General features: G+C 71.1%; 21 protein-coding genes and 1 pseudogene. 9 read left to right on the top strand and 13 right to left on the bottom strand.

Going from position 1 to position 22,422, the window contains the following annotated elements; genetic code table 11:
* Positions 1-18 precede the first annotated feature (18 nt).
* The 7 genes and pseudogenes from MODMU_RS11490 to MODMU_RS11455 all read left to right on the top strand — a co-directional run bounded on the left by MODMU_RS11490 (position 19) and on the right by MODMU_RS11455 (position 6,538).
* Positions 19-819 carry an SDR family NAD(P)-dependent oxidoreductase gene (locus tag MODMU_RS11490; protein WP_014740410.1) on the top strand — a complete coding sequence of 267 codons (801 nt, stop codon included), beginning with the start codon at positions 19-21 and terminating at the stop codon, positions 817-819.
* Positions 816-1,928 (top strand): NAD(P)-dependent alcohol dehydrogenase, encoded by a 1,113-nt coding sequence (locus tag MODMU_RS11485; RefSeq protein ID WP_014740409.1) that lies wholly within the window; start codon positions 816-818, stop codon positions 1,926-1,928. Before MODMU_RS11490 ends, MODMU_RS11485 begins: the two co-directional genes overlap by 4 nt.
* 168 nt (positions 1,929-2,096) lie before the next feature.
* The gene (locus MODMU_RS11480; protein WP_014740408.1) at positions 2,097-2,309 is read left to right on the top strand and encodes a hypothetical protein; all 213 of its coding nucleotides are present in this window, start codon (positions 2,097-2,099) and stop codon (positions 2,307-2,309) included.
* 111 nt (positions 2,310-2,420) lie between these two features.
* Positions 2,421-2,828 (top strand): hypothetical protein, encoded by a 408-nt coding sequence (locus tag MODMU_RS11475; RefSeq protein ID WP_014740407.1) that lies wholly within the window; start codon positions 2,421-2,423, stop codon positions 2,826-2,828.
* A 215-nt stretch (positions 2,829-3,043) separates the two neighbouring features.
* Positions 3,044-3,268 (top strand): hypothetical protein, encoded by a 225-nt coding sequence (locus tag MODMU_RS11470; protein ID WP_014740406.1) that lies wholly within the window; start codon positions 3,044-3,046, stop codon positions 3,266-3,268.
* An 84-nt stretch (positions 3,269-3,352) separates the two neighbouring features.
* Positions 3,353-4,559, top strand: a pseudogene (locus MODMU_RS11465) (IS30 family transposase).
* Positions 4,560-5,842: 1,283 nt separating this feature from the next.
* On the top strand, positions 5,843-6,538 hold the full coding sequence (locus tag MODMU_RS11455) for an alpha/beta fold hydrolase (protein WP_014740400.1): 696 nt from the start codon (positions 5,843-5,845) through the stop codon (positions 6,536-6,538).
* A 139-nt stretch (positions 6,539-6,677) separates the two neighbouring features.
* Here MODMU_RS11455 and MODMU_RS26985 read toward each other — a convergent pair whose 3' ends face one another.
* The 9 genes from MODMU_RS26985 to MODMU_RS11405 form a co-directional block, all read right to left on the bottom strand.
* Positions 6,678-7,037: a hypothetical protein gene (locus tag MODMU_RS26985; RefSeq protein WP_014740399.1), complete on the bottom strand. Its 360-nt coding sequence runs from the start codon at positions 7,035-7,037 to the stop codon at positions 6,678-6,680.
* Positions 7,038-8,438: 1,401 nt separating this feature from the next.
* Positions 8,439-8,945, bottom strand: coding sequence for a hypothetical protein (locus MODMU_RS11445; RefSeq protein ID WP_166503461.1), 507 nt, complete (start codon positions 8,943-8,945; stop codon positions 8,439-8,441).
* A gap of 1,370 nt (positions 8,946-10,315) precedes the next feature.
* Positions 10,316-10,924 carry a hypothetical protein gene (locus tag MODMU_RS11435; protein ID WP_041795195.1) on the bottom strand — a complete coding sequence of 203 codons (609 nt, stop codon included), beginning with the start codon at positions 10,922-10,924 and terminating at the stop codon, positions 10,316-10,318.
* Positions 10,921-11,880, bottom strand: coding sequence for a hypothetical protein (locus MODMU_RS11430; RefSeq protein ID WP_014740394.1), 960 nt, complete (start codon positions 11,878-11,880; stop codon positions 10,921-10,923). The genes MODMU_RS11435 and MODMU_RS11430 overlap by 4 nt, the downstream gene beginning before the upstream one ends.
* Entirely contained in the window at positions 11,877-12,737 is an 861-nt protein-coding gene (locus tag MODMU_RS11425) for an ATP-binding cassette domain-containing protein (RefSeq protein ID WP_014740393.1), read from the bottom strand. The genes MODMU_RS11430 and MODMU_RS11425 overlap by 4 nt, the downstream gene beginning before the upstream one ends.
* Positions 12,734-13,585 carry an anti-sigma factor family protein gene (locus MODMU_RS11420; RefSeq protein ID WP_014740392.1) on the bottom strand — a complete coding sequence of 284 codons (852 nt, stop codon included), beginning with the start codon at positions 13,583-13,585 and terminating at the stop codon, positions 12,734-12,736. The genes MODMU_RS11425 and MODMU_RS11420 overlap by 4 nt, the downstream gene beginning before the upstream one ends.
* Positions 13,582-14,127, bottom strand: coding sequence for an RNA polymerase sigma factor (locus MODMU_RS11415; RefSeq protein WP_014740391.1), 546 nt, complete (start codon positions 14,125-14,127; stop codon positions 13,582-13,584). The genes MODMU_RS11420 and MODMU_RS11415 overlap by 4 nt, the downstream gene beginning before the upstream one ends.
* Positions 14,128-14,309: 182 nt before the next feature.
* Positions 14,310-15,269: a response regulator gene (locus MODMU_RS26980; protein ID WP_083869720.1), complete on the bottom strand. Its 960-nt coding sequence runs from the start codon at positions 15,267-15,269 to the stop codon at positions 14,310-14,312.
* 33 nt (positions 15,270-15,302) lie between these two features.
* Positions 15,303-15,884, bottom strand: a complete 582-nt coding sequence (locus MODMU_RS11405; protein WP_014740389.1) for a dihydrofolate reductase family protein — start codon at positions 15,882-15,884, stop codon at positions 15,303-15,305.
* A gap of 113 nt (positions 15,885-15,997) precedes the next feature.
* Between MODMU_RS11405 and MODMU_RS11400 the strand changes: the two genes are divergently transcribed.
* On the top strand, positions 15,998-16,621 hold the full coding sequence (locus tag MODMU_RS11400; RefSeq protein ID WP_166503460.1) for a GrpB family protein: 624 nt from the start codon (positions 15,998-16,000) through the stop codon (positions 16,619-16,621).
* A 69-nt stretch (positions 16,622-16,690) separates the two neighbouring features.
* Complete coding sequence (locus MODMU_RS11395) at positions 16,691-17,158, top strand: hypothetical protein (RefSeq protein ID WP_014740387.1); 468 nt, start codon at positions 16,691-16,693, stop codon at positions 17,156-17,158.
* Positions 17,159-17,176: 18 nt separating this feature from the next.
* Here the strand turns inward: MODMU_RS11395 and MODMU_RS11390 are convergent, their stop codons facing one another.
* From MODMU_RS11390 to MODMU_RS11375, 4 genes are all read right to left on the bottom strand, one after another.
* Positions 17,177-18,292 (bottom strand): transaldolase family protein, encoded by a 1,116-nt coding sequence (locus MODMU_RS11390; RefSeq protein ID WP_014740386.1) that lies wholly within the window; start codon positions 18,290-18,292, stop codon positions 17,177-17,179.
* Between the two features lie 78 nt (positions 18,293-18,370).
* Positions 18,371-19,756 carry an ABC transporter substrate-binding protein gene (locus tag MODMU_RS11385; RefSeq protein ID WP_014740385.1) on the bottom strand — a complete coding sequence of 462 codons (1,386 nt, stop codon included), beginning with the start codon at positions 19,754-19,756 and terminating at the stop codon, positions 18,371-18,373.
* A gap of 267 nt (positions 19,757-20,023) precedes the next feature.
* Positions 20,024-21,514, bottom strand: a complete 1,491-nt coding sequence (locus MODMU_RS11380; RefSeq protein WP_014740384.1) for a CoA-acylating methylmalonate-semialdehyde dehydrogenase — start codon at positions 21,512-21,514, stop codon at positions 20,024-20,026.
* Between the two features lie 65 nt (positions 21,515-21,579).
* On the bottom strand, positions 21,580-22,284 hold the full coding sequence (locus tag MODMU_RS11375; RefSeq protein WP_014740383.1) for a GntR family transcriptional regulator: 705 nt from the start codon (positions 22,282-22,284) through the stop codon (positions 21,580-21,582).
* Between the last annotated feature and the right edge of the window lie 138 nt (positions 22,285-22,422).

The following is a 22,422-nucleotide window of genomic DNA, read 5'->3' as shown; positions in this document are numbered from 1 at the left end:
CCGGAGGTCCCGCACGTCATGACCAGCCCCAGCACCGAGGAACTGCAGCGCTTCACCCTCCGCGACCGGGTCGCCGTCGTCGCCGGCGGCTCCGGCGGCGTCGGCGTCCGCACCTGCGCCGCGCTGGCCGCCGTCGGCGCCAAGGTGGCCGTCATCGGCCGCTCCGAGGAGCGGCTCGCCGAGGCCCGCAAGGCGGTGGAGGACGCCGGCAGCGAGGCCCTGGTGATCCCCGGCGACATGGCCGACAAGGCCGCCGCGGACGACGCGGTGCAGCAGACGCTGGACGCGTTCGGGCGGGTCGACGTCCTGGTCAACGGCATCGGCGGCGGGGCGGGCACGGCGCTGTACCCCGCGGAGGAGTACCCGCAGGCGGAGTGGGACCGGATCCTCGACCTGAACCTGACGACCGCGCTGCTGGTCTCGCAGGCCGCTGCCCGGGCGATGATCTCCGGCGGCCGCGGCGGCTCGGTGCTCAACGTCAGCTCGGTGCGCGGGCAGCTGGGGATCGACGCCGGCTACTCCGCCTACGTCGCCGCCAAGGGCGCGATGGACGCGCTCACCCGGCAGCACGCCACCGAGTGGGCCAAGCACGGCATCCGGGTCAACGCCATCTCCCCCACCTTCGTCCGGACCCCGCAGGCGGCGTCGCTGCTCGCCCAGCCCGGGTTCTACGACAACCTGGTGAGCCGCATCCCGCTGCGCCGGATCGCCGACCCCGACGACCTGGTCGGCGCGCTGCTGTTCTTCTGCTCCGACGCGTCCTCGTTCGTCACGGGCCAGGTGCTCACGCTGGACGGCGGCCTGACGGCGACCCAGTGACCGCCGCGACCTGCGCGGTGGTGCGGGAGCCGGGCGGCCCGTTCCGGCTCGAGCAGGTCGAGCTGTCCGGGCCGCGGCCCGACGAGGTCCTCGTCGAGGTCGTGGCCTCGGGCATGTGCCACACCGACCTCCTGGTGCGCGACTCGCGCCCGGACTCGCTGCCCGCCGTGCTGGGCCACGAGGGCGCCGGCGTCGTGCGTGAGGTCGGCAGCGAGGTCCGCGGCCTGGCCGCCGGGGACAAGGTGGTGCTGAGCTTCCCGTCGTGCGGGGCCTGCGTCCGCTGCCGGACCGGGCGCTCGGCGTACTGCGACAGCATCGCCGCGCTGAAGTTCCGCTGTGCCCGGCCGGACGGGTCGGTCGCCACCACGGACGCGCAGGGCTCGCCGGTCGGTGACCACTTCTTCGGGCAGTCGTCGTTCGGCACCCTCGCGGTCGCCTACGCCCGCAGCGTCGTGAAGCTCCCGGACGACGTCGACCTGACCATCGCCGGTCCGCTCGCCTGCGGGGTGCAGACCGGCGCCGGCACCGTGCTGGACGTGCTGCGGGTGCCGCCGGGGTCGTCCATCGCCGTGTTCGGGGCCGGCTCGGTGGGGCTGTGCGCGGTCATGGCGGCGAAGCTGTGCGGCGCCACGACGATCGTCGCGGTCAACCGGCGGGCCTCGCGGCTGGCGCTGGCCGCCGAGTTCGGCGCGACCCACCTGGTCAGCCCGCTGGACGCCGACCCGGTCGAGGCTGTCCGGGAGGCCACCGGCGGCCGGGGCGTCGACTTCGCGTTCGAGACCACCGGCGTGCCGGCCGTGCTGACCCAGGCGGTGCGGTCGCTGGACTCACTGGGCACCTGCGCCTACGTCGGCACGGCTGCGCCCGGTGAGCTGGGCGGCATCCCGATGCTCGAGGCGATGACGAAGGGGCTGACCGTGCGCGGGGTGCTGCAGGGCGACAGCACACCGAGCCGGACGATCCCGCGGCTGTGGGACCTGCACCAGCGCGGCCTGCTCCCCTACGACCGGCTGATCACCCACTACCGGCTCGACGAGATCAACCAGGCCGCCGCGGACACCGAGACCGGCGACGTCGTCAAGCCCGTCGTGCTCATGCCGACGGCCTGAGCCCACCGTTTCGGCAGCGCGTACTGCGGCTCGTCCCCGGTACTGCTAACGACTCCTCGGAAGGCGCCCTGAAGGCGGCTTCAGGGACGCTTGGGCTGGTGCGATTGCGCCTGTCCGCCGCATGATCACGAGCATGGTCGGGCAGCAAGCCGGAGGTTCTGAGGCAGCATGAGCGAGGACTACCAGTACAACCACCGCGCCCCGGCCATCATCTGTGCCGTCATAGCCGGCGGTCTCTTTGCGTTCTTCATCGTCACGTCGATCCTCTGGCGGGACCAGGGGGCGAACATCGGAGGAGGCGTCGCCGTCCTGGTGGGCATCCCCTTCGCCCTGATGGCGCGTCACTTCTGGACTAAGCCACCCCATGGGCCGCACGGGTAGAAGGGCACCACCGGAGGTGATGCGGTGTCTCCTAGTGGGCCGCTCAGGGCGACGTGGGCGTCAATCTCCGGGCGACTTCACGATCGCGACCGACATGCCGATGAAGCCTGTGTGAGCAACCCTCAGAGTTCAGGTCTCCGCGGCGACTGCGTCGCCGTCCTGGGCATCGGGCTGCTCTCCACGGCCGTGGCTGTGCTGGCACTGACCACCGCACGCGGCGTCGTCCAGGAGAACGCCATCACCTACTCCACTGAGTTCATCAGTGGTTGGTGGTGGCTGGCGTTTTTGCTCGCTCCGCTTCCAGCAGCCCTCGTGCGCCGCCGAATCGCAACAGCCACTGTCGCGGCGGTAGCGCTTGTACTGCCCCAGTTCATCGCAGCTGCGGTCTGCGTAGCCCGATATCGGGCCTCGGGCTGGAGCGACGGCCTTGAGGGCCTTAGTTACCTCCACCCAGTGCTTCTCCTTCTCGCAACTGGGGCCGCCTGCGGCCTCACGGCGGCAGTCAGCCGCCGCACCTGAGCACGGCGCTTCGTTCCAACGCGAGCTCGCACGTGTCCCTAAGTGGGCCGCTACGGGACAGCCGGCAGGCTCGGCGCGAGGGCGGATTCAGAAATACTCCGTGCCGAGGCTGATTTACGGTGGTCGCGTCTGGCCGAATGTCACAGACGCGTTGTGTAGATAACTGACGGCCAGCTTCCGCGACGGCGCACGATCGCCTCCGCTAGCGTCCGCCCATGCCCGCCAGCAAGCCCCTCCAGCGCACCATCGCCGTCACGTTCACCGGTACAACAGAACAGGCAAATCGGCTGATAGCGATCGTCAACGAAGCCGCGAAGCTTATCGATCCGTCTAGGCAGATTGCTTGCGATGGGTTCTGGCCTCACGCTCTCGAGCCGGGCGTGGTGGCCCTTGCAGCCAAGGACCGTCCGAAGGCGGTTGAGGTGACCGGCCTGCAGTAGACGTCCCCCGTCCCGCCGGGAGTCCCATAGTGGGCGGCGGACTCAGGCGGTCGTCGCAACACCCTTTCGGCGTGAGGTGTTGTGGTGGTTTCGGAATGGCGGCGGGTTCTGGATGAGCGGCAGGAGCGGTTCTGGGAGCTGGTGACGGCGGGATCGTCCTCTTCGCAGGCCTGTGAGGCTGTCGGCGTGGATCGGCGGCAGGGATATCGGTGGCGACGCGACTCGAGCGGTCGACCGCCGGCGGCACCGCGGGTGGTGTCGGCGAGATATCTGTCGCTGGAGGAACGGCTGCAGATCGCCGACCTGCACCTGGACGGCGCGTCGATGCGCGCGATCGCTGCCCGGCTCGGCCGCGCCCCGTCGACGATCAGTCGCGAGCTGGGCCGCAACGGGCCCGTGCCGGCGGCCGGACGGGCGAGGCGGGCGAATTACGCGCCGTACGCGGCGCACAAACGCGCCGGGCTGCGGGCGCGACGGCCCAAGCCGTTCAAGCTGGAGGACGCACGGCTGGCCCTGGCGGTCCAGGCCAAGCTGTGCCTGAAGTGGAGCCCGGCCCAGATCAGCGCGCACCTGGCCGGCGAGCACGGCGACGAGGCGGCGATGCGGGTGAGCCACGAGACCATCTATCAGGCGCTGTTCGTGCAGGGCCGCGGCCAGCTGCGCACCGAGCTGCACCGGCATCTGCGCACCGGTCGGGCCTGGCGCCGGCCCCACGGGTTCTCTAGCCCGACCACGGCGAAGATCTCCGGCATGGTGTCGATCAGCGAACGGCCGGCTGAAGCCGCCGACCGGGCGGTGCCCGGCCACTGGGAGGGCGACCTGATCCTGGGCCAGCACTGCCGGTCGGGGATCGCCACCCTGGTCGAACGCCACGACTCGCTTCTGCCTGCTGGTGCACCTGCCCGACGGGCACGGCGCCCAGACCGTCCGCGACCGGTTGGTCGCAGCGATCACGACCCTGCCCGAGCAGCTGCGTCGCTCATTGACCTGGGACCAGGGCACCGAGCTGGCTCAACACCAGGCCATCACGCTGGCTACTGACATGGCGATCTACTTCTGCGATCCGCACTCGCCCTGGCAACGCGGCAGCAACGAGAACACCAACGGCCTGCTGCGCCAATATTTTCCGAAGGGCACCGACCTCTCCGTTCACAGCGCTGAGGACCTCGAGGCCGTCGCTGCTGAACTCAATGGCAGACCCCGCCAGACCCTCGGGTTCATCACCCCAGCGCAAGCCATGCAGCGGCTACTGTCCGACCCCGAAAAGCCAGTCGTTGCGACGACCGCTTGAAACCGCCGGCTGCTCAGGGACAGCAACGCCCGTTCCGCCCAGAGGGTGGCTTTGGGGACATAGCCAGGCCCGCCATGACTGCGGGCGCGCCTGACAGTTGGGCTTATTGCGACCCGCGACGACGAGCGACAGTGATAGATATCGAGAACGCGAGGATGGCAATCACGCCGAGAGTGATGTACCACCATTCGACCCCAACAATCAATCCGGCCACGACCAAGAGCACGCCTACGATCGACCCCAACAAACTCGCGGCCCGACCCATCTTCCCGCCGCCCCCCTTTCCCATGCTCGATCTACCGCCAACCTTTGAGGGCGTCACTGCTGTCTAGCCAACGCCTTCTTGAACAAGCGCCAAGACCAGAAGGCAATGAGAAACACAACCAGGCCAGCAGTCGAATAAATCGCCCGGTCAGCCAAAGGCAGGCCGGTGTCGATCCAAGGTCCTATCGTCACGGCGAGTCCCAGGCATGTGGCCAGCAGGGACGCGCGATATCGTGTCCTGACCGAGGGATAGTTGGGATCTTCTCTCACCAAGTCGCTCTTCATTTTGTCGAACCAAGCGAATGCCACCGCGACCTCATAGCCTCCCTCCTGTCCAGCGCATCTCAGCCTTGCAACGGTCTTCCGGCGACTCGCTGCCCGTGTGCGTCAGTCGCCCGGCGTCTCGCCTCGCCGGACGGCCTCGTGATCTTGGTGGTTCGTCGCGTTGACCGCAAGGTCGCTGGCGCTGCGACGCCTACGTAGCGGGTTGCTTCCGAGTGGGCCGCTCAGGGTCACACGGAGGTCGCAGCGGAACCCCGTCACCAGCCGTCCGGCGGCTCATCTCGCCGGACCAAGAGGACGTACAGCGAAAAGACCGCGACCCAACAGAGCGGCCACATCACGACGAGCCACTCTGGGGTCTGTGATGCACCGATCCTCAGCCAGCCGACTACCCCTAGAGCCAGCACGCAGGTCAGCCAGGCAAGGGACAGACCGCGCTGATCCCGCCTGCTCCGACGAGCGAACTTGAGCCCCGGCCTCATACGCGCAGCTTGCATGCCACAAGAGGCTGGACACCACGCCCGTGTCAGGTCAGCACCTCGAAAGAGGGCCGTCCCTGAGCGGGCCGCTCGGGGACACCGATGCCGGTCTCGCCCGGAAGGCGGCCTATGGGACGGGTCAGCGCAGGTCTTCCTCGTACGGCATCAGCGGCGATCCCTGCGGGCGTCAAGCCGGGCCATCGAGACCAGGGCCCGTCCGCTCTGTTCTGCTGCGAGTGGGGGCATCACACTCGGGCTATGACGACCTTCGTACTCGTGCACGGCGGTTTCGTCGGGGGCTGGTACTGGAGTGAGGTCGCCGACCGGCTGAGGAGGGCCGGACATCGCGTCGAGGTGATAGAGCAGCTGCCAAGCGCGGGGACCGATCCGGCAGCACTAGGCGATCTAGCAGCCGACGCTGAGGCGGTGAAGCAGACCGTGGACCGCGTCGGGGAACCCGTCGTCCTGGTGGGTCATTCCGGTGGCGGGATGGCGATCACCGAGCTCGCCGATCATCCCGCGGTCGCCCACAGCGTCTACCTCGCCGCGTTCTGGCCGCAGCGGGGGCAGTCGGCGATGGAATTGCTCGGGGCGGGGCCGCCGCCGACATGGATGTCACCGCACGACGACGGAACGCTCAGGACCACCGACGATCTGGCGCTGCTCCGGCAGACGCTGTGCGCCGACGTCGACGAGCAGCGCGCCTACGCCAACCTGCGTCGGCTCCTGCCTCAGTCGATCTCCAGCGCAACCGCCCCCAGCACCGCGCCTGACCGTGGCCACCCCACGACCTACATCATCTGCGAGAAGGACCAGGCCATTCCCCCCGCCGCTCAAGAGCAGATGGCCGCTGCCGCCGACCACAAACGCCGGCTCCCGTCATCGCACCAGGCCATGACATCGATGCCCGACGCGCTCGCCGACATACTCGGTCAGATTCACGTACAACCCTAAGGCTGACGCCAGACTGCCGCCCCCGACGTTCGCCAACGCCTAGACAGGGGATGACCCGCCTGGCTGTTGACGGGCTATCCCATAGTGGGCCGCTCAGGGCGACTCGCCGCGGCGTCTCATGGGGCGGCCTAGGAGACAGCTAGGCCCTAGGCGTTCCGTCGAAGGAAGGCATTTTCGAAGGGCCCTCCTCGAAGTACTCGCCGTTATCTTCGCGGTCGGCGACGCTGGCTGCCCGGACCTCACCTGTCCAGCCGTCTCCACTGAGGAGGTAACTGCCGTCCGCCCCGAGGTGAATTCGAAGGCCAACGAACGATGTCGGCAGATTGATGGTCTTCGTGTCGGAGAACAGCACGTCGATCCGAAAGGAGTGCTGGCCGCCTTTCACGCTGCGAAGCAGCAAGAGCCCATGCCCGACGTCGTAGCGCCAAACTTGGAAGGCTCGCTCACTGTGAAAGGGCACCTGGTCGCCGAGGGACTCTGCTGGGACCGACTGAGACATGACCGCATCGTGCCTTGAGCCGCGCGAGCCCTCGGATGTCGACCTGCTGGAGCGTTGGGCAAGGTGACCCAGAGTGGGCCGCTATGGGGCGAGTAGCCGTACGGCCTGCGCATCCGCCGCAGCGGGAGACCACGGGTCACCAAGGTCGTCGACCAAAGTCAGCTCGAACTCACTCCACCCGAGGACGTGCACGACGGCCAGGCGAGCTTCGGCCTCGACTCGCAGCGGGCTAGGCGCTTCGGTCGAGAACGGCCCGTTGGGAGTCTCGATCACCGCGACCCAGCGATCGGGCGCAACAGGGAAAACCCCGACGTCGACTCGTTGCACAGCCGCATAGTGCCTGCTGGGCCGCCGGCACCAAGTGCCCGGTAGAGGGCCGCTCTGGGGCACCGGGCGGCATCAGGGACAGCGACACATCAGGCTCAGGACCAAGGCGGTGCGGCTTGTTTGCCGTCAACAAGACCGGTGGTGGCCTCGACAGGGCTGCTCGGATCACGTCCATGGAAGGTCCTGGCGGTTCGCTGTTGATGTTGATCGGCGCTGTCAGTTCGATCGGCAGGAAGTCGCCGATGAAGACGTTGACCACGCCCTGCGCCTCATAGACATCGATCGCGACGTCTAGAGCGTCGGATGTGCGGGGAGTGACCCGCAGCCGCAGGTAGTCCAAATCGTGTTCGGGTGTCTCCCGGTACTGCCGGAGCCGTTCACGGCTCTCCTCCAGGTGACCCGCTCCAGGCGGAGAGGGTTGCCAAGACCTCCGTGATCAACGCCTTGATGCCCTCGACGTCCACCGGCCCAGTTGATGGGAGTGCTGATCGCGACTGCCGCCACTCCGAAACCACCACAACACCTCGCGCTCACAGGGGTGTTGCGACGACCGCCTGAACGCGCCGGCCGCTTGGGGACACCATGCCCAACCCCTCGAAGCCCTGGCCGCAAAGCCGGGGACTGCCCCTATTCCGAAGACTCGCGTCCGCCTGGAGGAAGCGGAGCTAGCAGGTCGTGGCGCATGTCCAGTCGAGCGTGCTGGGTTTACGCATGCGCAGCGACTCCGCGCCCGTATCCAAGGGGAGTCGCCGCGTACCAAGCAGCTTAGAATTTCGGTGCAGAGGTGGCCCTAGTTCCACCCATCCGCTACATCTCCAGCGTCCCCGCAGCGTTCCTCAAGCTCGGCGTCGCGAAGTAGTTCGAAGGCAGCAAAACCGTCCTCTTTGAGGTCACCGATGGTCTCCCAGTAGTCCGTACAAACCTGCGGGGTCGGCTTGGGTCCTTGGAACGCATCGATCACGGCAGCTGCGCCTGCACCCCCACCCAGCGCAGTGGCAACCACAGCCAGCCCAGCCAGGAACGTCTTCCAGAGAGGAGTCTTCGGTTCCGGTGGTGGTTGCTTGTTCTTCGGGCTCACTGCTTGCGCTCGGCGAGGAAGTCGAGTCCCTCCGCCGATTTCCACACGAGCCACGCCGGGAGTGCAGACAAGGTTGCGCGCAACTGCTCGTCCAACTCTTCAGCTTCTTCCACTGACCCTTGCGCGAGCAGGCGGTCGCGGATCGTCATAAGGCCATGGATATTTGATTTAGCAGCAGCCGTAGGTTCCGCCGGATGCTCCGGGCCATTAACCGTTGCTTCAAATTGCAACAGGGTCAGGATGTCTCGAGCTTGCGCCTTCAACAGGTAGTCACGTCTTGCGTCGCTCTTCAGGCTCTGGCGCTGCGCTTCCCTGCTCTGGCCAACGGACTGCGACAGCGTCAGGGCAGCGGCGATCGCGCCCACCGCTACTGACACGACCGAGACGACTGCCTGCGTCGACCACTCGTCCGCCGCTCCAACAGCGGCCAAAACGACGACAACGATCGCAACCCCGCCCGCGACAGACGCGAGCGCGACTACCCGTAGCACTCGGTCCGTCATGCTCTCAGCCTAGAGCGAGTCTGCCCACCTAACACAGCCGCGAAGCCACGGGTGTCCCCAAGGTGTCCGGAGGCTGGCGGCCGGGCCTGCGGCCGTTTCCCGATCCCGGGGGTTCACCCCGGCGCGCTTCATGACGGCAAGCCTGCCAGGGCCAAGCCCCCACGCCGGGCAGCTGAGGCCGCGCCCTAAGTCTGCGGTTGTACTCAAGCTGCCCCATAGTGGGCCGCTCGGAGACACCGGTGGCTCGCCCGGAGGGCGGCTCCGGGGACGGAGCGAGTGCACGCGGACGCGGGCGACGCCGCGAGCTCCTGTCAGCGAGGGCCTCACGTGAGGCGCGACTGCTGCCAGCCAGGGGATGCTGGCCAGGTGCTCACGACCACGCGCGTCCGCTCCCTGGCCCGGCTCGCGACTGAACCGCCGCGAGCCGCGTTGGACGTCGCCGCCCTCGCGGCGGTGTGGCCGATGCTCACGACAGCGCGCCGCGGTGACGGCCACGCCGTGCTGGTGCTGCCGGGATGGTTGACCGGCGATGCCGCCACGATGCCTCTCCGCACCGCTCTGCGAGCTCTCGGACATGACGTGTCCGCGTGGAGCCTCGGCAGGAACCGCGGTCCCACCGGGCGGGTCGTAGAGGAACTGCGCTCGCGCCTTGACCGGTTGCACCGGAGCTCGGGACGGCGAGTCAGCCTGGTCGGGTGGAGTCTCGGGGGGCTGTACGCCCAGGAGTTGGCCAGGGCCGCGCCGGCCAGCGTCCGCGGAATCGTCACGCTGGGCAGCCCAGTGACGCGGCAGGCCCCGTGGATGCGGAGCGCCTCGGGCATGGTGGACCGCGGCCCTCGCCTACCCCGCGGGGTCGACGCCTTGCCTCGGCCCTGGGCCGAGCGCGGCTCACTTCGCGTGCCTGCGACGTCGGTGTACAGCCGGTCGGACGGCATCGTGCCGTGGTCGTCATGCAGGTACGAGTCCCGGGCTCGTCGGGAGAACGTAGAGGTTCGTGGTAGTCACCTGGGCCTCGGTTACAACCCTGCCGTGCCGTGGTTGCTGGCCGACCGGCTCGGGATGGCTGAGGGGTCCTGGAGAGCCTTCAAGCCGCCAGCCCCTCTCCGCCCGTTCTTCCCCCAAAGTCGATGAACGAGGGGAGATGGGTCGGCGGGTCCCATGGTGGGCCGCTCGAGGACACCAGAGCTGCACAAGCCCTGCTGACCCGCCGTGCCTCGACCGATCGGCCAAGCCGCTCAAGCCTCCGCGCAGCCGGACCCAGAACATGACATGTGGGCAAGGCACCCAGCCTGCGGGCCGACGGGTTCCTCAACCCTTCGGAGGCCGAGGCGGTCTCGGGACGGGCGCGGCAGCCACCCGATCGAAGGGACCTAGGTCCGGCGGGTAGCCGGGTCCCGGGTGACCCGGCTGAGCACGGCGACTGCGACGACCAGGGCCAGCGCGGTCCGCTCGGAAACCGAGTCCCAGGCAGCCACCTCGAGGACCTCCGGAGGCACGGTCGTGACCACGACCAGCCCACCCCCGGCGAGGACCGCAGCCGCAGCCACGGCGGGCAGGTCCGCCACCCTCCGGACAGCAGCACCGGACGCCAGGCCCAGCGCACCCGTGCCGGCCCACAGTCCCGCCAGGCCGGCGCCGGGGGTCGCTCCCGCCCACGCGGACCCGAGCGCGACCCCGACCGCCCCCAGCGCCGACAGCGGCACCACCAGCAGCACCCGCGCCAGCAGTCGGCGGCGCACCGTCACCGGGACGGCCTCGGTGACCGCGGCGGTCGCGTCGTCGGCCGCAGCGGCGCACCCGCAGGCCACCACGACGACAGCGAGCGGTGGCAGCAACCCGTCCGCCGGTGCGGGGAGGACGGGGAGCAGCAGGCTCAGGCCGGCGGCCAGGCCGACCGTCGTCAGCACCGTCGCCCAGGGGACGGTGGGCAGGCCGGCCGCCAGCAGCAACGGCCAGCCCGGGCCGTGCCCACCGCTCACACCGGTCCCAGCCACTGCCTCGCGCCCTCGTGGAGGAGCAGCTGGGTCACGATCCCCGCGACCGCCATTGCCACCCCGCCGAGGAGGATGGCCCGCGATCGGCTGTCCTGACCACTGCGGACCAGAGCGAGCCCGGCGAGGGCGAGCGCGATCCCCCCGACGGCGACCAGGTGCGCGGCGTACAGCCCGAGGTCCCTGTCGATCGCGACGTAGCTGGTGGCGAAGTCCCCTGGCGGGTAGATCGCGCTCCACCGGCCTTCCTCGCCCGGGGAGACCGCGGGGCCCAGGTCGGTCGCGGACGCCGCCGTCCGGGAGACGGCGAAGAACGCGAACGGTGCGCTGACCCAGAGCGCCGGGACGACGAAGGGCAGGGCGTAGCCCAGGAAGCCGACGACCGCGCCGAGCGTCCTGGACCGGACCACACGCGCGAAGGCGACACCGGCGACGAAGACGCAGCCGACCGCCAGCGGCCCACCGAGCGCCTCGACCGGGGTGGGCGCGAGCGTCGCCGTCCACGGGCCGGCCCCGATCGGCACGCCGTCGGTCCGGAGCAGCAGGACGAACCGGACCCCGGTGACCACGGCGGCGAGGAGCGCCGGGACGGCGGCGGCACCGAGCAGGCCGGCCGTCCGCTCCCACCGGCGCGCGGACGTCGTCCCGAAGAGCTCCTCCGTCGTCGTGGGACGTTCCCGCAGGGCTGCCCAGTCGGCCACGACGGACGCGGCCAGGGCGAGCGGGCCGAGGGCCAGGTCCAACCGGAAGCTGGGGTCCTCCGGTGCCGTCGCCGGCTCGGCCGTGCCGTCGAGGAGGGGCTGCCACGACAGCAGGGCGGTGACCACGGCGCCGAGCCACAGGAGCGGGCTGCGGGACGTGTAGCGCATCTCGAGGCGTGCCAGCCCGGCCACGGTGCGGGGCTCGACGGCCGTCGGGCGCGCGGTCGCCCCCGTCGTCGTCACGACCCGACCCCGTCCCGTGCCGAGCCGCCGGTGAGCAGGAGGTACCCGTGCTCGGGTCCCGCGTCGACGAGGGCGGCGCCCGGCGGTGGGTCGCCGACGTTGCGGTAGCGACCCTCCGGCGTCCGCCAGGTGACGGCGGCTCCGACGGCGGGCTCGGCGGCGTCCCAGACCCGGCCGCCGGCGAGCGCGGCGAGCTCGGCGGTCGGCCCGTCGAACCGCACGCGGCCGCGGTCCAGGACGACGACCCGGGGGCACAGTGCGGTGACGTCCTCGGTGAGGTGGGTGGAGAGCAGCACGGTCGTCTCGGGGGCGAGGCCGCCCAGGATCTCCCGGAAGCGCAGCCGCTGCTCGGGGTCCAGGCCGACGGTGGGCTCGTCGAGCACCAGGAGCCGCGGCCGGCCGAGCAGCGCCTGGGCCAGTCCGAGGCGCCGGCGCATGCCACCGGAGAGCGCGCGGATGCGCTGGTGCGCGCGGTCGCCCAGGCCGACCACGTCGAGCACCCGCCGCACCTCCTCGTGGCGGGCCCGGCGGTCGGTCATCTCCTTGAGCACGGCGACGTAGTCGACGAACGCGAACGCGGTGAAGGTGCGGTAGGTCGAGGGGTCCTGCGGCAGGTAGCCCAGGCTCCGGCGGATCTCCAGCCGGCCGGCGGGGTCGCCGGGGTCCTGGCCGAACACCCGGACGGTGCCGGAGTCCTGGCCGAGGGCGGTGCTCACGATCCGCAGCAGGGTGGTCTTCCCTGCCCCGTTGGGCCCCAGCAGACCGGTGACCCCGGGCCCGATGTCCACGGAGACGTCAGCGAGGGCCACGGAGGAGCGGAACCGCTTCCCCACCTCCCGCAGCGAGATCGTGGTCATGCCGTCCTCCTGTCCTCGAACGACGCCCGGCGGATGACGGCGACGGCGAGGGCGAGCGCCGCGACCAGCCCGAACGCCAGCTGACCGGCGGGCCGGAACAGGGCCGACTGGTCGAGGAGCTCCGCCACGGCTGGCGCGGCGCGCGGCGGCCGGAGCGTCAGCCACGAGGCGCTGAGCCACGCCAGCCCGAGGACGGCAGCGACGCGGCGGGTGCTCCAGCGGGCCGACAGCAGCAAGGTCGTGGCGCAGAGCGCGGCGGTGGGGGCCAGCCAGACGGTGGCGAGCCGGGCGTCGACCGGCAACGCTGCCGCCAGCACCGCGATCACCGGGAGCGTCGCCGTCACCACCGCTCCGGTGCGGAGCAGGAGCAGGCGGAACCGTGAGTAGGGCGTGGTCACGGCGACCTCGCCCACCAGGTCGTCGCTGCCGGCGTACGCCAGCGCGACCCCGGCCAGCGGTACCAGCGGCGCGGTGACGACGAACAGCAACGTCCCGTACCCCGTGCCACCCAGCTGGGCGGCGACGAGCGCGGTGACGAGCAGCAGCGCGCCGGCAGACCACCAGGCCCGCCGCATGACGGGTGCGGCGGCGACCAGCCGGACGACGTCGGGCCGCAGCCACCGCCCGAGCGCGCGTTCCACCGCCCCGGCGGGCTCCTCGTCGACGGCCGCGGCCACGGCGGCCCAGCTGCGTTCGTGCACCTGGGCTGGAGTGCGGTCGGCTGCCGCGACCTGCCCACGGCAGTCGGCGCACGTCATCAGGTGGGTCTCCACCGAGCTGGCGCGAGCCTCGTGCAGCCGGCCGCCGAGGTAGTGGTCGATCAGGACGGGTTCCAGGTGCCAGGTCATGTCCACGCCTCCCGGGTGAGGGCCTCGTGCAGTTGGGTGCGTGCGCGCGACATCCGGGTGCGCACCGTGCCGGCCGGCAGGCCGAGCAGCCGCCCCGCCTCGCGGCTGGTCAGGCCGTCGAGCACGCAGGCCCGGACGACGGCGCGCAGCTCCGGGGAGAGCCCGTCGACGGCGGCCGCGAGGTCCCCGTGCTCCACGCCCAGCAGGACGACGTCCTCGGCCGACGGGGCCGGCGGTGCCACCAGCAGCCGGAGGGGCAGCGGACGACGCGGGCGAACGGCGCTCAGGAGGCGACGGATTCCGATGCCCCAGAGCCAGGCCGGCACGTCGCCGGTGCCGCGGTAGCCCTTCGGATCGCGCCAGACGGCGAGGAACGTGTCCTGCAGGACCTCCTCGACCACCTCCCGGTCACTGCACCGCCGGGCCAGCCGCGCCCGGAGCCAGGACGCGTGCCGGTCGTAGAGCTCCCGCAGCGCCCCGCGGTCACGATCAGCCACCGCCCGCAGCAGCTCGCCGTCCGAGCGCGGCTCCGGGGTGCTCATGCTCTCCCTGTAGCTCTGGGTGCCCCGAGGTGTTCGCGGCACTCCCCCGTCCGCGGACGACCCGCCTCAGGAGCGTGGGTCCGGCAGCCGATCGGGCTCTGCCGCCGCTGTCCACCGGTGAGCCGCTCCGGGACCCGGTGTCGCTGTCTGCGGAGAGTTGCGCGTCGCGTCGGGATCGTCGTTCACAGGCAGTAGGGGCATTCCGTGCCCCTGCTGGCGACCGTGCGGAGGCAGCGGAGCAGCGCATGCCGACCGGCGTCCGTCGGCACGAGTGCGTCAGCGCCGGCGAGCGCGACGTCGAGCCGTGCCTCACCGCCGCTGCTCACCAGGACGATCCGTACCCCGGGATCAGCCGCCCGGAGAGCGCGTGTCGCGGCGAGGGCATCCTCAGCCGGCATCGACCGGTCCAGGCACACGATGTGCGGACGCAGGCGGGCAGCGGCCTCGACGACCTGCGAGCCGAGTCCGCACTCGCCGACGACGCTGATGTCGGCTTCACCGGCGAGCATCTCGGTCAGCCTCACCCGGGCCAACGGATGATCGTCGACGACGAGGACGCGGATGTCCGTCGAGGCGTTGCGGGAGTTCCGCGGCCGGACCGAGATCTGTTGACGGTGCAGTCGGGCGCCGACCTCTCGGACAGCAGCGGTGGCCAGCGCGGTGAGCCGGAGTGACCGTCCCTCCTCACGCAGGATGTCCGCCCACGTGTCGGCCACGAGACCGGCGGCCACCCGGAAGTCGCTCAGCCCGTAGGCCTCCGACGCTTCGACGACCGCGTCCTCCAGGAGGGAGGCCATCTGCTCGGCATCACCGAGCACGCCGGCAGGGTCTCGGATGACGGCGGAGATCCGGCCGCGTTCCAGCCGCAATCGGCAGCCACCCACGCAGTCGACCGCGATGGCGTCCCCGTCACGCCAGCTGACGGCCACGAGGCCGCCGCAGTTGGGGCAGTCCGCCCAGCTGACCCGCTCGCTTGCGTCCATCGTCTCGTTCTCCTGTGTGCAGGCTGCCCGACGGCGAAGTGGACGAACGGTAGCCCCACGGTGGACTCCAGAACGCCGGCGCCGAGCGCAGACCTGTTCCTCGACGGGCCGCATGGAGACGGACGGGCCGTTGAGGTCGGCCGTGCCTCGTCCCTCCACGGCTCCTGAGCCGAGCTTTCGAGCCGGCTCAGGTCAACGGCTGACTCGATAGCGCAGGTGGAGCACCCGGTTGCCCTGCAGCACCACGTCGGGGTCCTCCAACAGGTGCTGCGCGTCGACCGACCCGAAGTAGCGCTTGCCGGACCCGAGCACGACCGGCACGACGTCCATGCGCACCTCGTCGACCAGGCCCGCGGCGAGCGCCTGGCCACCGACGTCGCCCGCGGCGACCTCGACCACACGGTCGCCCGCGAGCTCCTGCGCCCTGGCCACGGCCGCCTCCACGCCGGCGACGAAGTGGAACGGCGCCTCGGGGTCCCAGCCCTCGGGCGCCGGCCGGTGCGTCACGACGACCACGTGGTCGATCCCGCTCGGGGGCGTCCCGTCCCAGCCGTCCGTCATGTCGAAGACGTGTCGGCCGGTGACGGTCACCCCGATCGAGTCCCAGTACGGCCGGGTGTGGTCGTAGGACGTCTGGGAGACCTTCAGTGCGCCGCTCCCGTCCAGCGGGACGTCACCGCTGGTCAACCAGTCGAACAGCGGTCCGGGCTGGTCGTCCTCGTCCGCGACGAACCCGTCCACCGACACCGAGCCGTACATGACCACCTTGCCCACGGCGCTCTCCTCCCCTTCGGGTGCGCCGAAGTTAGCGTGCCGTGACGGCATCTGCGGCCGACGAGGTCCTGGTCGGAGCAACCTGCGCGATCCCGCGATGGGACGCTCGACAGGTGGACGAGGAGCGCGCCGCCTACCTGGACAGGGTGCTGATCGGCGGTCGCGAGCCTGCCCAGATCTCGGTGGTGGACTACGACGCGCGGTGGCCCACGCGCTTCCGTGAGATCGCTGAGCGCCTCCGCCGAGCCCTGACGGGGGACGTCGTGGGCGTCGAGCACATCGGGTCCACCTCGGTGCCCGGTCTGGCCGCGAAGCCGATCATCGACGTGCTGCTCACCGTCGCCGACGTGGACGACGAGGCGGCGTACGTACCCGCGCTGGAGTCGGCGGGCTTCCTGCTCCGGGTGCGCGAGCCGGGGCACCGGATGGTGCGGACGCCCACCCGCGACGTCCACGTGCACGTGTACGAGCCCGGCCGGCAGGAGGTGCGGGACTACCTCGACCTGCGGGACTGGCTGCGCGTGGACGCGGCGGACCGCGAGCTCTACGCCGCGACGAAACGGACGCTGGCCGAGCAGCAGTGGGACGACATGAACGACTACGCCGACGCCAAGACCGAGCTCGTCCACGACGTCCTGACCCGAGCCCGGGCCTGGCGTGCAGGTGCCATCGCACCGCGCGCGAGCCGCCAGCCACCGGGAACCGTCGATCCCCCCGATGGCGCTTCGACGGCGTAGCCCGACGAGTTCCGCCGTCCGTGGCCGGCAGCTGACCTTAGAGGGGCCGGGCCTGCGAGCATCCCGGGGATGACGACACCGATCGGCGCGGAGGCGCAGCGACCCAACCCCGCACTCGCACCGCTGGCCCCGTTGCTCGGCGAGTGGCGCACGACCGGGACCCACCCGATGGTCCCGGGCACGACCTTCCACGGCCGCACCTCGTTCGCGTGGCACGAGGGCGGCGCCTTCGTGCTGATGCGCTCGGAGATCGACGAGCCGGAGGTCCCCAGCGCCGTGGCGGTGATCGGCTCGGACGACGCCGCCGGAACCGTCACGATGGTCTACTTCGACGAGCGCGAGGTCTCCCGCCGGTACACCGTCGAGGTCGGCGACGGCGAGGTGTCGTGGCACCGCGACGAGGCGGGGTTCGCCCAGCGCATGGTGCTCACCGTCGCCGGCAACGGCACCCGGCTCGACGCCCGGGGCACCATGTCCCGCGACGGCGGCCCGTGGGAGGACGACCTGCAGCTGACCTACGAGCGCCTGGGCTCGTAGGTCAGCTGATCAGACCCGCTACTTCTCCGGGTCCGGCAGCAGCACGTCGCGGACCAGCGCCTCCAGCTCGGCGTCCGCGGCCAGGAACTGGCGCAGCGTCTTGCGGGTGGCGCCGAAGTCCTGGAACTCGGCCGGCGTCATGCCGTCGGTGTCGTAGGCCCGCCGGAACTCCGGGAACCGCGTGTACAGCGTCTCCAGGACGTCAGCGGCCACCGGCTCGTCGATCCGGGAGAGCGGCTCGATCCCGCTGGCGTTGAGCCGGACCTGCCACTCGAACGGCGGCGAGATGACCACGTCGCCGCCGACGAGCTGGCTCCAGTGCATGTGGTTGCGGAAGGCCGCCGACAGCAGCCGGGTCCGGAAGCCGCGCTCCCCGAACACCTGGTACGCCCGCTTGAACACCGCGACACCGGCCCACTCCAGGACGCCGGGGTCGACGGTCACGACGTCCCGCTTGGCCACCGCCTTCAGCCAGTCGTCGAGGCGGCCGACCATGATCGTGCAGACCGGGCCCATCGCGCTGACGTCGTGACCCTCGGCCTCCCGCCGCTGCAGCCCCCGCTCGATCGCCTCGGCCACCGCGACCGCCTGCGGGACGGTGAAGGAGACGGTCGCGTTGATGCTGACGCCGCGGTAGGTGGCCTCCTCCATCGCCCGGATGCCGGTCTCGGTGGCCGGGATCTTCACGATGACGTTGGGGGCGAGCGCGTCGAAGGCGACCGACTGCGCGACCAGCGCGTCGGCGTCGCGGTAGAGCCGCGGGTCGGTCTGCACCGACAGCCGGCCGTTGCGCCCGCGGTGCTCGGCGAACGCGTCGGCCAGCAGCGCGGCCGCCTCGACCGAGAGCTCCTGCACCATCGCCCAACCGATGTCGGACTCCGACGCGGTCGGGTGCTCCTCGGCGTACGCCCGGATCCGCTGCCGCCAGCGGGGCAGGTCACTGCGCAGGGCGGCCAGGGCGATGACCGGGTTGCAGGTGGCGCCCACCGCCCCCCAGCCGATCGCGGCCGACAGCTCGGCGGGGGTCGCCGAGTCGTTCCACAGCCGGGTCGGGGTCTCCCGGGCCATCCGCAGGAGGGGCGGGACGGAGGCCCCGGTCTCGTCCGTCGTGTGCAGGTCAGCCAGCTCGGTCATCGTTCCTCCTGGGGGTGCACGTGCCCGTCGGCACGGTGCGCTGTGCGCGCACCGTGCCGACGGGGATGGGTCAGCCGGTCAGTCGTTCGCCCACGGCGGCGGGTTGCCGGTGGCCTTCTCCGGCTCGTCGCGGCTCGGGTCCGGCGAGTCCGGGCCGAACAGACCGCCGAAGGTCTGGTCGACGTCGTCGATCGTCGAGATCAGCTTGAACGTCAGCTCCCCGCCGTCCGAGACGATCTGGACGACGTAGTTCGGCTGCACCGAGTTGCGGTTCTCGTCCAGGGTGACCGCACCGCGCGGGAACGTCGGTGCCAGCGCGCCGAGGGCCTGCTGGAACGCGGCCGGGTCGTCGAGCGTGCCGCCGGTCTGCTCCAGCGCCTCGAGGATCGCCTGCATGCCGTCGTAGTAGAGCGCGGTGAACAGGCTCTGCGCGTCGACGTCCGGGAACTCCCCGGCGAACCCGTCGAGGTACTCCTGCCAGGCCGCCTCGTCACTGCCCACCGGCACCGGCGAGGCACCGACGAGCCCGTCGAGCTGGTCACCCACGGTGAAGGACGTCGGGTCCATGACGACCGCGCCGCCGAGCAGGAAGTCGCCGGGCTTCTTGCCGATCTGGATGAACGCCTTCTCCGCCGCGATGGTGTTCGTCCCACCGGTCAGCAGCAGCACGCCGTCGACGTCGCGGGGCAGCTGCGCCACCGGGGACGACCAGTCGGTCTGCGTGAGCGGCACCCAGCTGCGCGCCGTCACCTCACCGCCGAGCGAGGTGAACTCGCTGACGAAGCCGGCCGCCTGGGTGTACGGGAAGGAGTAGTCCTCGCCGAGGATGGCGACCTTGCGCCAGCCCTTCTCCTTGTAGGCGTAGGTGCCCAGACCGGCCAGCCACTGCGCGCCGTCCCCACCGAAGCGGAAGAAGTTGGGTGCCTTCACCTGCAGCGTCGTGGACTGCGCACCGGAGGTGCCGTTGACGAACGTGACGTCGGGCTGGCTCTTGGCGTACTCCGCGACGGCGACGCCCTCGTCACCGGACAGCGGGCCGAGCAGGATCTGCACGCCCACCTGCTCGACGAGGCGGCGCGCCTCGGCCACGGCCTTGTCCGGCGTGGCGTCCGAGCAGCCGTAGCTCACCGCGACCGGGGTGTCCCCGACGGTCGCACCGGTCACCTGGTCCTGCGGGTCGGTGCCGTCGGCCTTGCCGCCGGCCTCCTTGATCAGGGCGTACTTGGCGCCGGACAGCGACTGCGCCTCGAACGTGGCGAACGGACCGCCGCAGGTGGTCAGCACACCGATCTTGATGGCGCCCTCGGGGGCGTCGGCCGGCGCGGCGGCGGTCTCCGACCCGGTGTCGGCCGCATCATTGCCGCCCCCGCTGCTCCCGCCGCATGCGACGAGGCCGAGCACCGCGACGGTCGTGACCGCCGCGAGCCTCCCCGCTCCGCTCAGCCGGCTCCTGGAGTTCCTCATTGACTCTCCTGCTCCCTGGCTGGGGAACGGCAGGAGCCGCTCCCATCAACTCAACCGATAATCGATTGACGATCAACGCGGATGGTAGAGATCACATTTTGCGGCCGTCAAGGGGTCGCGGGCAGGCCGTTGCCGAAACGTCTCCGGAGGCCTGCCGACCCCTCCACGGAGCCCTGACCAGGGGCGGAACGCGCGCACGCCGAGGGACGGCGGGCCCAGGGGCCCGCCGTCGGTCGAACGGCGCAGGAGCGGTCGGGACGACCCGGGTCAGCGCGCCGTCGGCATGTCGAAGGAGGCGTCCCGCTCGAGCTCCGGCCACCGCTGGGTGACCACCTTCGCCCGCGTGTAGAACCGGACGCCGTCGGGCCCGTGCACGTGGTGCTCGCCGAACAGCGAGTTCTTCCAGCCGCCGAAGGAGTGGTAGGCCATCGGCACCGGCACCGGCACGTTGACCCCGATCATCCCAACCTTGACGCCGCGGGCGAACTTCCGCGCCGCGCCGCCGTGCGAGGTGAAGATGGCCGTGCCGTTGCCGTAGGGGTTGGCGTTGATGAGGTCGATGGCGTCGTCGACCGTGCCGGCGCGGAGCACCGCCAGCACCGGGCCGAAGATCTCCTCGCGGTAGACCTCCATGCCCGGGTCCACCTGGTCGACCAGCGTGGGTCCGACGAAGAAGCCCTTCTCGTGCCCGGGGACGACGAGGTCCCGGCCGTCGACGACGACCTTCGCCCCGCTCTCCTCCCCCGAGGTGATCAGGGAGACGATCCGGTCCCGGGAGGCCTGGGTGACCACCGGGCCCATGTCGCTGCCCGGCTCCCGGCCGGGCCCGACGCGGACCGCGCGGCTGCGCCGGTCCAAGACGTCGATGAGCTCGTCCCCCACCGAGCCGACGGCCACGGTCGCCGAGATGGCCATGCACCGCTCCCCCGCCGAGCCGTAGGCGGCGGCGGCCAGGTGGTCGGCGGCGAACTCGAGGTCGGCGTCGGGCAGCACGATGGCGTGGTTCTTCGCCCCGCCCAGGGCCTGCACGCGCTTGCCGGCCCGGGTGCCCCGCTCGTGCACGTACTGGGCGATCGGCGTGGACCCGACGAAGGAGACCGCGGCGACGTCGGGGTGGTCCAGCAGCCCGTCGACGGCGACCTTGTCCCCGTGCAGGACGTTGAAGACGCCGGCGGGCAGGCCGGCCTCGGCCCACATCTGCGCCAGCAGCACCGACGCCGACGGGTCCCGCTCGCTCGGCTTGAGCACGAAGGTGTTCCCGCAGGCGATCGCCACCGGGAACATCCACATCGGCACCATCGCCGGGAAGTTGAACGGCGTGATGCCGGCGACCACGCCCAGCGGCTGGCGGAAGCTGTAGCTGTCCACCCCGGTGGAGACCTGGTCGGAGTACTCGCCCTTGAGCAGCTGGGGGATGCCGCAGGCGAACTCGACGACCTCGAGGCCCCGCTGGACCTCACCGGCCGCGTCGGAGAGCACCTTGCCGTGCTCGTCGGTGATGGCGGCGGCGATCTCGTCCTTGCGCCGGTTCACGATCTCCCGGAAGGCGAACAGGATCCCGGTCCGCCGGGACAGCGAGGACTGCGACCACTCCTCGAACGCGGCCGCCGCGGCGGCCACCACCCGGTCCACGTCGGAGGACTCGGCGAGCAGGACCTCGGCCTGCTGCTCCCCGGTGGACGGGTCGAACACGGCGCCCGCGCGGGTCGAGTCCCCCCTCGTCTCCGCGCCGTCGATCCAGTGCTGGATGGTCCTCACGTGGTCTCCCTCGTCATCGGGGTGGGCCGGGCAGGGGTCTCTGCCCAGGTGGTGGGGCGGCCGGGTCAGGAGGTCCCGGTGGCCGGCTGCGCTGCGGAGTCCTGCTGCTCGGCGACGCCGGCCAGCGAGCCGGCCAGCCGTTCGCGCACCTGGTCGAAGTGGCGCTCGATCGCCGCCACGACCGCGTCGGCGTCCCGGCGGTGGATGCCCTCGAGGATCGGGTCGTGCAGACCGCAGGTCCACTGCGGGTCGGAGTTGGGTCCGACCAGGGTGATGTAGGTGCGCGACATCGGCTCCAGCGAGCGCCAGACGCGCAGCAGGGTGCTGTTGCCCGACAGGGACATGATCTTCTCGTGGAAGCTGGCGTCCACGATGGCCAGCGCGCGGCCGTCGGCGGCGTCGGCCACGCGGCGCATGTCTTCGCCGATCCGGGCGATCGCCGCGACGTCGTCGTCGGTCAGCCGGGCCACCGCCAGCCGCGCGCCCAGGACCTCGATCGCCGAGCGGACGACGTAGGCCTCGAGCAGCTCGGCGACGTCCAGCCGGCGCACCCGCGCCCCGCGGAACGGGGTGATCTCGACGATGCCCAGCGCCTCAAGGCCGCGCAGCGCCTCGCGGACGGGCGCCTGGCTGGTGCCGAGCTCCTTGGCCACGGCGGTCTCGACGATGCGCGAGTCGGGCGGGTACGACCCGTCGAGGATCGCCTCCAGCAGCCGCTCCTTGACCTGGTCGGCGAGCACGCTGCGGGTGAGGGCGTCGGGGCCGGACATGGCCACCTCCAGTTCTGGCGGGTCGAGGGGCGCACGTGCGCGCGCCCCCGCCCATGATCCCGGTGCCCCCGGGGTCACTCCGCCGGACACCGGGAGGTCCGCATCACCGTCTGGATCATCGATGATCGATGAGGAAGC

The organism is Modestobacter italicus (genome assembly GCF_000306785.1).
GTDB lineage: Bacteria > Actinomycetota > Actinomycetes > Mycobacteriales > Geodermatophilaceae > Modestobacter > Modestobacter italicus.
Note: the sequence above shows the minus strand (reverse complement) of the source record. Positions and strands in the feature narration are given on the sequence as shown.